Genomic DNA, 12341 nt, shown 5'->3' with positions numbered 1-12341 from the left:
TCGACTATTTCAAAGCATCAAGGCTGAGATTCAACTCCAATACGTTCACTCCAGCATCACCGAAAAAACCGAAATCGGGTTTGCGGGTGCTGGCGAAAACGAGCTCCTTCACCTTTTCCGCACTGAGATTCCGCGCCTTGGCCACCCGCGCCACCTGTAGCTCGGCGTTCTTAACGCTGATATGCGGATCCAGGCCGCTGCCTGAAGCCGTGACAGCATCGGCCGGAACTTCTGCATCAGCCGCCAGACCGTTGGCAGTGCGATAGGCGGCGATGCGTTCCTTGAGTGCGTCATTGAGCTTCTGCGAGGTAGGACCAAGATTGCTGCCTCCTGAACTGGTGGCGTCATAGCCGGCGCCCGCAGCACTGGGGCGCGGGTGAAAATACTGCGCCGCCGTGAAGTTCTGCCCCAGCAGAGCGGAGCCGCGCACCACGCCGTCCTTGTCCTTGATAAGGCTGCCGGCGGCCTCGTCATGAAACGCCACCTTGGAAATCCCGGTGACAACGAGGGGATACACACCGCAGGTGACCGCCGCTAGTACAAGCGTGGCGCGAAGGGAAATGAGAATGGAGTTCATGATGTTAGGCGAGGTGAAGGGTGGCAACCATGACATCAATGGCCTTGATGCCGATAAACGGGACAATGATGCCGCCCAGGCCATAGATAAGCAGATTGCGCTGCAGCACGGCGGCGGCTCCGGCAGCACGATAAGGCACGCCTTTCAACGCCAGCGGAATGAGGGCGATGATGATGAGCGCATTAAAAATCACGGCGCTCAAAATGGCGCTCTGTGGGCTGGAAAGACCCATGACGTTCAGCGGACTGATGGCCGGAAACGTGGCCATGAGCATCGCCGGAATGATGGCGAAGTATTTCGCAATGTCGTTCGCGATGCTGAAGGTGGTCAGCGAGCCGCGCGTCATGAGCAGCTGCTTCCCGATCTCGACGATTTCGATGAGCTTCGTCGGATTGCTGTCCAGATCCACCATATTCCCTGCTTCTCGCGCGGCCTGCGTGCCCGTGTTCATGGCCACTCCCACGTCCGCCTGCGCCAAAGCGGGCGCATCGTTGGTACCATCCCCCGTCATGGCCACCAGATGACCTTCAGCTTGCTCGGCGCGGATTCGCTTGAGCTTGTCCTCGGGCGTGGCCTGCGCCATGAAATCATCCACGCCAGCCTCGGCGGCTATGGCGGCGGCGGTCATCGGATTGTCCCCGGTGATCATCACCGTGCGGATGCCCATTTTGCGCAGCTGGGCAAAGCGCTCCTTGATGCCGCCTTTGACCACATCTTTCAGTTCCACCACTCCGAGCACTTTGCCGCCCTCGCACACCACCAGCGGCGTGCGCCCGGCACGGGAGGCTGCCTCCACGGTTTTGGCAACTTCCGGCGGATAGACGCCTCCCAGGCCTCCGATGTGCAATTTGATGGAATCCGCCGCGCCTTTGCGAATGCTGCGGCCGTCCAGGTCCACACCGCTCATGCGCGTCTGCGCCGTGAAGGGGATGAAAGTGGCATGTGGCGCGGCCAGCTCGCGGCCGCGAATGTTAAACTTCTCCTTGGCCAGCACGACGATGCTGCGACCTTCCGGGGTTTCGTCTGCCAGCGAGGCAAGCTGCGCGGCATCGGCAAGCTCCTGCTCCGTGATGCCTGGAGCCGGGCGGAAATCAGAAGCCATGCGATTGCCGATGGTGATGGTGCCCGTCTTGTCCAGCAGCAGCACATCAATGTCTCCTGCAGCCTCCACCGCACGGCCAGAAGTAGCCATGACATTGCGCCGGATCAGGCGGTCAATGCCACTGATGCCAATGGCGCTGAGCAGGCCGCCAATGGTGGTGGGAATCAGGCACACCAGCAGCGCAATGAGCACCGGCGTGGAAAACTCCACCGCTGAGTAGATGCCAAACGGACGCAGCGTGATGCACACGAGCAGGAAGATCAGCGTCATGGCGGAGAGCAGGATCGTGAGCGCGATCTCATTCGGCGTTTTCTGCCTCTTCGCGCCTTCCACCATCGAGATCATGCGGTCGATAAACGTGTTCCCCTTCTCCGAGGTGATGCGGATGACAATGCGGTCGCTGATCACGCGCGTTCCTCCGGTCACGGCGCTGCGGTCACCGCCACTCTCGCGGATGACGGGCGCGGATTCCCCGGTGATGGCGGCCTCATCCACGCTGGCGATGCCTTCGATGACTTCGCCATCCGCAGGGATTACATCGCCAGTCTCGCAAACCACGAGGTCTCCTTTTTCCAAGGCAGGAGCTGGCACTTGGATCTCGGTGCCGTTTTTCAGCTTCCGGGCGATGGTGTCCTTGCGTGCCGCACGCAGGCTGGCCGCCTGCGCCTTGCCACGCCCTTCCGCCACAGCCTCCGCATAGTTGGCAAACAGCACAGTGAACCACAGCCAGATGCTGAGCTGGATGATGAATCCATGATCCGCCTTGCTGGTGAAGATGCTCACGGTGGTGAGCACCGCGCCCACGAGCGTGACAAACATGACGGGATTTTTCACCATCAGCCGCGGGTTCAGCTTCTGCAGCGCCCCGCCGATAGCGGGGACGAGAATGGAAGCGTCAAAGAGAGAGGTGGGTTTGTGTGACATGGCAATAATGGCAACAGTTTAGAAAAGCTTCCCTTGAGCGGTGAGGAAGTGCTCCACCACCGGACCCAGCGCCAGCGCTGGCAGGAAATTGAGCGCACCAATGAGCAGCACGGTGCCGATCAGCAGCACGGTAAACGTCGCTCCATTGACCGGGAAAGTGCCAGCGCTCGGCGGCACGGCCTGCTTGCCTGCCAGAGAACCTGCGATGGCCATGATGGGCACGATCATGAGGAAGCGCCCGATAAGCATCGCCAGCCCAAGTGTGGTGTTATACCAGGGAGTATTAGCCGTGAGACCCGCAAAGGCGCTGCCGTTGTTCCCAGTGGCGGAGCTGTAGGCATACAGCATCTCGCTGAAGCCGTGCGGGCCGGCATTGTTCAGTCCCGCCACACCCCAGGCGCTCACGCTGGCCCAGGCGGTGAAGCCCAGGATGCTGAGCGTCAGGATCAGCAGCGTCAGCATGGCCAGCTTCACCTCCTTGGCCTGGATCTTCTTGCCCAGATACTCTGGCGTGCGGCCCACCATGAGTCCGGCGATGAACACCGCGAGGATGACAAAGACAAGCATGCCGTACAATCCAGCGCCCACACCGCCGATCACGACCTCACCCAGCTCTATCATAAAGAGCGGCACCAATCCGCCGATGGCGGTGAAGGAGTCGTGCATGGAGTTCACCGCGCCGCAGGAGGCAGAAGTGGTGATGGTGGCAAACAGCGCCGAATTGAAGATGCCAAAGCGCACCTCCTTGCCCTCCATGTTGCCGTCCGCTGCAGCCACGCCGAGCTGCTGATGGATGGGATTCCCAACAGCTTCGTAGTGCGCGCAGACGAGCACGCCACCCACAAAGAGCACCATCATGGCCGCCCACACCGCCCAGCCGTGCCCCTGGTTCTTCACCATGCGCCCGAGGTAGTAGGTAAGCCCGCTGCCAATGGCGAAGATCGAGAGCATCTGCACAAAGTTGGCAAGCGGAGTCGGATTTTCGAAAGGATGCGCTGCGTTCGCATTCATGAATCCGCCGCCATTGGTGCCCAGCATCTTGATGGCCACCTGCGAGGCCACCGGCCCCTGCGCGATCACCTGTTCCGCACCTTCCAGCGTCTTCGCCTTGGCATAGGCGTCAAAGTTTTGAATCATGCCCTGCGAGACAAGGAATATGGCGAAGACAAGGCAGATCGGGAGCAGCAGATAGTACGTGACTCGCACCAGGTCAGTCCAGAAGCTGCCCACCGTCTTCGCCGAGCTGCGTGAGATGCCCCGCACCAGCGCCGCGGCGATGCCGATGCCCACGGCGGCTGAGGTGAAGTTGTGAAACGTCAGCGCCACCATCTGCGAGAAGTAGGACATCGTGGCTTCGCCGCCATAGCTCTGCCAGTTGGTGTTGGTGGTGAAGCTGACAGCGGTGTTGAAGGCCAGATGATGACTCAGCGCAGGAAACCCCTGCGGATTCAGCGGCAGCACATCCTGCAGACGTAGGATTGCATAGGTGAAAACCACGCCTGCGAGACTGAAGGCCAGCATGGCAAAGGTGTACTGCAGCCAGGTCTGCTCGCGCTTCGGGTCCACGCCCAGCAGCTTGTAGGTGAGCCGTTCCAAAGGCCTGAGCACCGGGTCCAGCCAGGTGCGGCCTTCAGCGTCCAGCACCTGCACGAGGTAGAGGCCCAGCGGCTTGGTGATGAGGACCAGGAGGCCGAGGAAGAGGGTGAATTGCAGCCAGTCGGTGGAGTGCATGGGGTCGCGTCAGTTTAGAATTTTTCAGGCCGCAGCATCGCCACCGTGAGGTACGCGAGCAGGGCGAAGGCGATGAGCCCGATGAGAATGTTTTCCATGGCGGGCGTTTGATCAGAGGGTTTCGCAGCCGCGCGCATAGAGCGCGCAGAGCATGAAGAACGCGGCAGTGATGCCCAGATAGATGAGATCGTTCATGATGGGGTGGAAGTTGTTCCACCACCAAGTTGCCCGCTCTCCACTCCCTGCCGAGTTAAAGGCAGGACCTGATGCGTCAAAAAAGCGTTAAAGCAGGACCTAGATCTCCACCTGCTGCCCCAGCTCGATCACACGGCCCACGGGAATTCGGAAGTAGGTTGCGGGCTGCTGCGCCAGTTTGCTGGCAAATGAAAAGAGGTGCTCGCGCCACCTGACCATCCCCGGTTTCACGCTCGGTACGATGATTTCCCGGCCCATGAAGAAGGTCGCTTTTTCGGCCGAAACTTCGAGGCCTTGGTTGCTGCAGTGACGCAGCAGCTTCGGCACATCAGGCTTTTGCATGAAGCCGTAGCGGGCCGTGATGCGCCAGAATCCTTCCGCAATGTTTTCAACCTGCACGCGGCGTGCTGTTGGCACCCAGGGCTCGTCCTCAGTGATCAAGGTGAGGAATATCACACGCTCATGAATGGCCCGGTAATGCTTCAGGCTGTGCAGCAGGGCGATGGGGGTGCGGCCCTGGGTGCTGGACATGAAGATGGCCGTGCCGGGCACGGAGACGGGCGGACTGCGCTTTAGGCTTTCGCACAACGTTTCCTGGCTGAGCGCGCTTTTGTCCATGGACGCGCGCACCAGGCGGCGTCCGGTGGCCCACGTCGTCATGAGGGTGAAGATGACCGCGCCGACTGCGAGCGGGAACCAGCCGCCATCGAAGAACTTCACCAGGTTGGCGCTGAGGAACGCAAGTTCAATCATGGCGAAGAGCAGGCACAGCGGCAGCGTCTTGAGCACGGACCACTTCCAGAGGTGGCGTGCGGCAAAGTAAAACAGAAAGGTGGTGATGATCATGGTCATCGTCACCGCCACGCCATAGGCAGCGGCAAGATTCGTCGAATTGCGAAAAGCCAGCACCAGCGTGAGGCAGGCAAACATGAGCAGCCAGTTCACCAGCGGAATGTAGATCTGCCCCTGGGCGTGCTCCGAAGTATGGCGAATGCTGAGGCGCGGCAGGTAGCCCAGCTGCACGGCGCTGAGCGTGAGCGAGTACGTGCCGGTGATGAGCGCCTGGGAGGCGATGACCGTCGCGGCCGTGGCCAGCAGCACCAGCGGCAGCGTGGCCCAGCCGGGAGCCATCTGGAAGAAAGGCGCATGCGCGAGATCCGGCTTCTGCATGAGCATGGCCCCCTGGCCGAGGTAATTCAGCGCAAGGGCCGGCAAAACGAGGATGAACCAGGCACGGCGGATGGGACCGGCACCGAAATGGCCCATGTCCGCATACAGCGCCTCTCCCCCGGTCACAGCCAGAAAGACGCTGCCGAGAATGACGAAGGACTTGTGGCCGCCGGTGGTCAGGAAGTGCCAGCCGTGCAGCGGATTGAAGGCCGCCAGGATCTCAGGGCCATGGATCAGATGCCAGGCACCAAGCGCCGCGAGCGAAATGAACCACAGGCCGGTGATGGGACCGAAAAAGCGGCCCATGCGCTCCGTGCCGAGGAACTGCACGGAAAAAAGCACCACGAGAATCACCATGGTGATGCCCATGATGAGCCACTCCCGGTGCTCATCCCACAGCAAGGCTGCCGCGGCATCCGCCGGAGGGCTGCCCAGCAGGCCGCCGTCTTTGAGACCCTCGATGGCGCTGAGAACGGAAATCGCCGGGGTGATGATGCCATCCCCAAACAGCAAAGCCGCGCCAAACAGGCCCAGCAGCACGATCACAGTGCGTCGTTTCAAAGTCTCCGACATGCCATGAGATGCCAGCGCCATGAGCGAGAGCACGCCACCCTCCCCTTTGTTGTCCGCGCGCAGCACAAAGACCAGGTATTTGATGCAGACCAGCACGATCAGCGCCCACAGCACCAGGGAGACGACGCCCAGCAGGTTCTCATGCGAGGCAGCCACATGGTGCGGGCTGTGCGGGCTGAAGCATTCTTTGAGGGTGTAGATCGGGCTGGTGCCGATGTCGCCAAAGACCACCCCCAGCGCCGCGATGACGAGGGTGGTGGTGGAAAGCTTGTGAAGGCCGGGCTTGTCTGTCGTGTCGTTCATGACGGCGGCATGTTCTTTGGGAAACCGCCGCCCTCCAGTGAACAGCCTGGAGGGCGGAGTTAAGAATGTGTGAAGACGGGGGAGCTTCACGTCAAAACAGAATCAATCCAGGAAGGAGCAGATGTACTCGCAGATTCCTGAGCTGACGCTGATGTCGAAGCCGCTGTTGGCGGGCACATCAAAATACTGGCCGCCCGTGTAGGTCGTCTTGGCTTCGCTGCCGTCGAGTTTCACCACGCAGTCACCCGCCACGATCTCCATGCGCTCCGCCTTGGCGGTGCCGAAGTGGAAATCCCCGGCGTAGATCAGGCCGAGGGTTTTCTTGCTGCCATCAGGAAAGAGGATGCTGTGGCTGACGACTTTGCCGTCAAAATAGACGTTCGCTTTGGTGACGGCGGTGACTCCGGGGAATTCGGCGGGAATGGCTGACATAAGGCGCGAGGGATAATCGATGATCCCTCAGGCGGCAAGCACCGAGCGATTTCGCCGCGAAAACAAAGCGGCTGGAACACGTACCTGTGGAAGGTCAGCCACCCTTTCACACCCGACCCTGCATGAATGCGCCGCTGTTTCTCCGTGTTGCCTGCCTTGCCGCCGCAGCTTTTGTCACACACGCATCCGCCGAGCGCAGTGAGATCATCATTCCCGCGACCGCACTGGCAAAGCCCGATCAGCAGGCGGACACGCCCGCACCGGGAAAATGGTGGCTCAATCGCAATGCCCAGGCCTGGGGTGCGAGAGATGGCATCATTTTGATGGCGGGGCCTCCCAGTGATGAAGTCCCCAGGAGCGGGCTGTGGGAGGTCACGCCCATGACGCGCTTCGTGCCCTACCGCGTGCCCGACCTTGTCATCGATCCAAATGCGACCGGCTGGTATCGCATTCACATCGGACTGTATCGCGACGACTTGGACATGATGGGAAGTCCGCCGCACCTCCAGGGCAAACTCTCGGACGAACCCTTCCCTGAATACCTTCAGGCACCTCAAGGAGGCAAGGAGAGGACGGCGGAGACTTACTGGAAGGCCGCAGACCTGACCGGCAGAAAGATCCACATCATCCAGCCTCCGGCACCGCGGCCGCATGCGGGCGCCGGATGGATGGGCGGTGTCACCCATCTGCGGCTCGTTCCCATGACGGAACAGGAAGTCGCCGATGCGAAACAAGAACTCGAACTGCCGCCGGTGAATCAAAGACTGTTCGCCATGCTCGACACGACAGATGAGATCTTCTGGAACGGCACCGCCGAGACGAAAGAAGACATCCACGCGATGATCTGGCGGCATCAGCAGGCCGGCTTCGGACGCATCTTCTGGCGCAGCTTCGGCACCTGCCTCGACAATTCGCCCGCCGTCCCGGCGGCGGCCCCGCGCTGGACTGAAAAGGAGGAGCAGGCCTTCACCACGAAAAACCACTGCAAGGTGGGCTGGATGTCTTACTTTGACCTCGCGCGGCGGTTTGACCCGCTGAAGGTCGCGGTGGAATACGGCAACGAAATCGGCAGCGAGGTGCATGCCATGGTGCGCTTCACCAATTTCAACCGCCCGCCCTTTGCGAACTTCTGGCACGATCATCCGGAATACCTCGCCCAAGTGCTGGTGACAGAAAAAGACCCGAAGACGGGCGCGCGAGTTCCGGTCAAACCTTACAAGCTCACGCCGTATTCTCGCGTCCTCAGCTTCGCCTATCCCGAAGTCCGCACCTTTTACGTCAGCTTCATGAAGCAGATCGCTTCGACCGGCACGAAGGGCATCCTGATTGACCTGCTGCGGCATCCGCCCATCGCGGGCTACGAGCCCATCGTCAGCGAGGCCTTCAAGAAAAAGTATGGCAAGGATATGGAGTCGTTTGATCTCTACAATGACCCGCTGGTGCAGGAGCATTTTTCGGATTATCTCCGCCTGTTTCTGGTCGAGCTGCGCGCCGCCATCGGCAACGACATCGAAATCTCCGTCCGCTGCTCAGGACCGGACAACTTTGGTTTGCGCGGCAGTGAGTTCATCGAGGCCGGCCTCGTCAACACCATCATCGACGGTCACTGGTACAGCGGCAATGCGCCGCGTCCGACCATGGATGCGACGGTGGCCGCCGTGGGCACACGCGGCAGGGCGATGGCCGCCGCAGAGATCTCCATCGACGTAGACCCCGCGAACCAGTGGAAGGCCACCAAGGCCCTCCTCTCTCCCACCTCGATCACAGCGCTGGCGAATGCGTATAGCGGGCGCGGTGTCACGTCCTTCGGACTCTACGAGTCCACCATGCACGTCTGGCGTCCTGATGCTCGCCGGGCGATTCGCGCTGCCGGTTGGAGCTACGACCCCGGCAAGAAGAAGTGATCTTGAGTGCGCTTTACGGCCCTTTGTGTGCCTCCGTGCGCATCTCCCCCCATTTGATGGAGGGCGCCTTGTCCATGTCCATCGCGGTACGACGAAAAAAGAGATAGCTGCCGACCTCGGTGCTCGCGATCAGATCGGGCCTGCCATCGCCATCCATGTCTCCAATTCCGTAATAAGGACCATGCTTGGCGATGCCGGAGAGCTCTTCACCGTAGCAGGCGAGGCGTTTGGGCGCGGCAAATTGGGGCGCGGTTTTCGTTCCGATGTTGCGCAGCACGGCGGGTGCGGTGTCCATGGTGCTGCCGTCGTTGATGATCAGATCGAGCAGGCCATCGCCGTCCCAGTCATGCACCAGGGTTTGACTGGGAGGTCTGAGCCGGTCGGTGTTTTCGGCCGCGCCTTCGGGCTTGATGACGTGGTCGCGACGCAGCCTCAACTGCCCTTTGTCATCTCGATAGCGCGTGAAGAGGCTGAGGCTGTCGGCGAAATTGTTCGTGCCATGCTGCGTGCTGGCATCTGCCGTGACCAGGTCCATCAGACCGTCGCCATTGAGATCGCCGAATCCCACGCGGGCACGCCACCAGAAGGGCGATGAGGATGCATCGGATGGAAAAGTCTTCCACTGTTTTGTTCCCGCTCCGAGGGCCTTCGCGGTGGCCGCGGTGCGCTCAGGAGTTTCCTCATAGCCATCACAGATGACCTGCTGACGCGCTCCAAACGTCGGCTCGGCGCGTGTGCCGACATTGCGATACCAGTAGATGCGGTTGCCCACGTTTGACATCACCAGATCGCGCAGGCCATCGCCATCCCAGTCGATGAAGGAAGGATGCACGTAGCCGAGATCATGCCAGTACTGCTCGATGCCGGGAAAGAACTGCGTCATGTGCAGATTGATCGGCTTTCCTTCAGACATCGCATGTTGTCCCGGCGCCAGGCTCGGCTTTTCGATGGTGCCTTCATTGATGAAGACGCGCACCCAGCCAAAACCGCCGCCATACACGAGGTCCCACCTCCCGTCGTCATTCCAGTCACAGATGAAAGGCGTCGGCTGATCGCCCGCGCGGACGGGCGCATTGACGGCCAGGGCTTCGCTGCGTTTGAAACGGAGCGTTCCACCGGAGCCCGGCTGCAGTTCATAGAAGACAATGCGCTCGCCTATGTAGCCCGCGCTGACGAGCACCCCCTTGCTGCCGGCTGTGTCCACGGTGGAAACGAATTCACACAACTCATCGTCAATGCCTTCAAGAAACTGTTCCGGCCCATACTGCGGCGGGCTGCCTCCGAGGCCTTTGTGCCAGGCCACGCGGCTGCAAAAGTTGCGGGTGCCATAGCGCACATCATGCGTCACGCAGACGCTGTCGGGTATGCCGTCGGCGTCCACATCCAAAAATCCGGCCATCGCGCCCGGAGAGAAGGCCACGGGCTCCGCAGGCTTGAGCGGCCAGCCCGCGGGGTTGGTGTTGCGCAAAAACATGGCGCGCGGATTGGTCTCGCTGAACAAGGAACCGACCACCAGGTCCACCACACCATCATGGTCCAGATCGCCGATGCGCACCGGCCCCCAGTTGCCGGGCGGTCGCTTCACGCGGTCGCTGTAAACGAAGACCGGCATCCCGCCTGCATCATACTTTCCCGAATTGAGATAAAGGTGAATGAACTTCGCCACGTCCGGCACCTTGCTGGACTCCGAGGATTTGTCCGCCGCTGCAAACGCCAGGTCTGGCAGTCCATCGCCATTCAAATCGGCGACATCCGCGTGCATATAGCCGCCGATGAAGAACTGGCTGGGCGCCTCCGGCTTGCCGCGATAGCGCAGCCGCACGGCATTGCCAAACAGCAGCGCATTGCCACCTAGAACACCCGGATAGCACAAAAAGGGGCTCCAGGACTGCGGAACACGCTCAGGCCACAGCGGCTCGGTGGTGTAGTAATCGGTGGCCACGAGATCACGCACACCGTCTCCATTGAGATCCACGAGCCGCGTGGCCATGCTGCTGGCGATGGCCTGCGGTTTCGCTCCCGTGTAGCGCAGCAGATCTCCCAAGCCGATGAGCGGCGTGTCTGCGCGTGGCAGCAGCACGGTGCGCTGTGCGGCGTTGCTGAAACGTATCTCAAACTTTGTCTGCTGCGGGTTGGTGACCAGCCAGCGCACCCGTGCGCGATCACCATAGGCCACATGCGGGCTCAGCGCGTGGGGTTGGCGCTTTGCCGTGGCCAGATTCGTCACGACCACTGAGTTGGGATCAAACACGCCCGGCAGCTTCGCTTTCCGAAGCAACGCCGCAAAATCCACCTCCACATCCATGGGAATTGTGCCGACGGGCAACGCGGAAGTGACGGTCACCGGCAGCACCAAGGTGGATGCTTGGAATTCTGCGGCATGAAGAGCCGTGAGGCAGAAGAGAGAGATGAAAGCGGCAGCAACGGGCGTATGCGACTTCATGGAATGGCAGCCTGAGTCTGCTTCACCGGCACGCCCTGAAGCAACCCCAGGGTGCTCCAGGCGGTGCCCCAGTAGGAGTAGATCATGGTGGCGTCCTTGAGAGACTTCGCTTTCTCGGGCTTGCTGCGGTCGGTGCTGCTGATCTTGCTGTAGTCCACCGGCCAGCCGCCATCCTCCTTTTGATTCTTGATGAGCCAATGCTGGGCACGAGCGATAGCGGGATCGGCGGAGGGCTGCAGAGCGTAGAGCGCCAGACCGGTGGCGATGGAGTCGCTGGCAGGTTCTTTGATCTGCCAGCCCCAGCCACCATCGGTATGCTGGAGCGCGATGACTTCCGCACTGATGGCGGCCACTTCCTCTGGCTTGCCAAAGCGGCGGGCGAAGAGCGTGCGATAGGCGAGGGTTTCGACGGAGGTGGCCTTGCCGTCTTTGGCGAGTAAGGCGGCTGCCTTGGTCATGACCTCTTCGCTGGCCTGCTTGTCGCTGTCACTGGCTGCAAGGGCGAGCAGGAAGATGCGCGATGAATTGCTGGTGACTTCTGGGGCGGCACGGCGCTGGCCGAGGAACTGACCGGCGGCCTTCCATGAGCCATCCGGCAGTTGTCCTTCCTTGATGATCTTCGTCAGCTCGGGCGCCGGATTGTCCGGCAGGGCCAGCTTCATGAAGGCGGTCATCTCACGGCCTGCCTTGATGTCCTTTCCCTTTTCGTCGGACCACTTCAGCCATTCATCGAATTTTTTCTCATCGATGGCAAAGCCGCGCATGCGGGCTTCGCGGTAGTTCCAGAGCACCTGCGGCAGATGATGGCAGCCGTTGCAGTTCTTTTCCTCCATCCATGTGTCATTGCCTTTGGAAAGGTAGCCCAGGCTCTTGGTGATGGCGGAACGAAGCTCCGCCTCGGTCGGAGGCGGTGTGTCACCTGCGCGACAAACGGTAAAGGCAGTGGCAACCAGCAGCGCGGCGGTGCAGGACAGGTTCATACGCTGC

The 12341-nt window shown here is 61.0% G+C and carries 9 protein-coding genes; 1 reads left to right on the top strand and 8 read right to left on the bottom strand.

Features of this window, described 5'->3' with window-relative positions; all coding sequences use genetic code 11:
* Positions 1-4: 4 nt before the first annotated feature.
* The 6 genes from kdpC to ACILSR_RS07945 form a co-directional block, all read right to left on the bottom strand.
* Complete coding sequence (gene kdpC / locus ACILSR_RS07970) at positions 5-577, bottom strand: K(+)-transporting ATPase subunit C (protein ID WP_395749214.1); 573 nt, start codon at positions 575-577, stop codon at positions 5-7.
* 4 nt (positions 578-581) lie between these two features.
* Entirely contained in the window at positions 582-2603 is a 2022-nt protein-coding gene (gene kdpB, locus ACILSR_RS07965) for a potassium-transporting ATPase subunit KdpB (RefSeq protein WP_395749213.1), read from the bottom strand.
* Positions 2604-2621: 18 nt separating this feature from the next.
* Positions 2622-4334 carry a potassium-transporting ATPase subunit KdpA gene (gene kdpA / locus ACILSR_RS07960; RefSeq protein ID WP_395749212.1) on the bottom strand — a complete coding sequence of 571 codons (1713 nt, stop codon included), beginning with the start codon at positions 4332-4334 and terminating at the stop codon, positions 2622-2624.
* 14 nt (positions 4335-4348) lie between these two features.
* Positions 4349-4471: a K(+)-transporting ATPase subunit F gene (gene kdpF / locus ACILSR_RS07955; protein ID WP_395749211.1), complete on the bottom strand. Its 123-nt coding sequence runs from the start codon at positions 4469-4471 to the stop codon at positions 4349-4351.
* A gap of 157 nt (positions 4472-4628) precedes the next feature.
* The gene (locus tag ACILSR_RS07950; RefSeq protein ID WP_395749210.1) at positions 4629-6575 is read right to left on the bottom strand and encodes a potassium transporter Kup; all 1947 of its coding nucleotides are present in this window, start codon (positions 6573-6575) and stop codon (positions 4629-4631) included.
* Positions 6576-6677: 102 nt separating this feature from the next.
* Entirely contained in the window at positions 6678-7007 is a 330-nt protein-coding gene (locus ACILSR_RS07945) for a pyrimidine/purine nucleoside phosphorylase (protein WP_395749209.1), read from the bottom strand.
* Between the two features lie 122 nt (positions 7008-7129).
* On the opposite strand from ACILSR_RS07945, the gene ACILSR_RS07940 reads away from it, so the two are divergent.
* Entirely contained in the window at positions 7130-8911 is a 1782-nt protein-coding gene (locus tag ACILSR_RS07940; RefSeq protein ID WP_395749208.1) for a hypothetical protein, read from the top strand.
* A gap of 13 nt (positions 8912-8924) precedes the next feature.
* Here the strand turns inward: ACILSR_RS07940 and ACILSR_RS07935 are convergent, their stop codons facing one another.
* Together ACILSR_RS07935 and ACILSR_RS07930 are read right to left on the bottom strand one after the other, a co-directional pair.
* Positions 8925-11354, bottom strand: coding sequence for an FG-GAP repeat domain-containing protein (locus ACILSR_RS07935; RefSeq protein WP_395749207.1), 2430 nt, complete (start codon positions 11352-11354; stop codon positions 8925-8927).
* Complete coding sequence (locus tag ACILSR_RS07930; RefSeq protein WP_395749206.1) at positions 11351-12334, bottom strand: hypothetical protein; 984 nt, start codon at positions 12332-12334, stop codon at positions 11351-11353. Before ACILSR_RS07930 ends, ACILSR_RS07935 begins: the two co-directional genes overlap by 4 nt.
* Positions 12335-12341 lie beyond the last annotated feature (7 nt).

The organism is Prosthecobacter sp. (assembly GCF_044222565.1).
Classification (GTDB): Bacteria; Verrucomicrobiota; Verrucomicrobiia; order Verrucomicrobiales; family Verrucomicrobiaceae; genus Prosthecobacter.
Note: the sequence above shows the minus strand (reverse complement) of the source record. Positions and strands in the feature narration are given on the sequence as shown.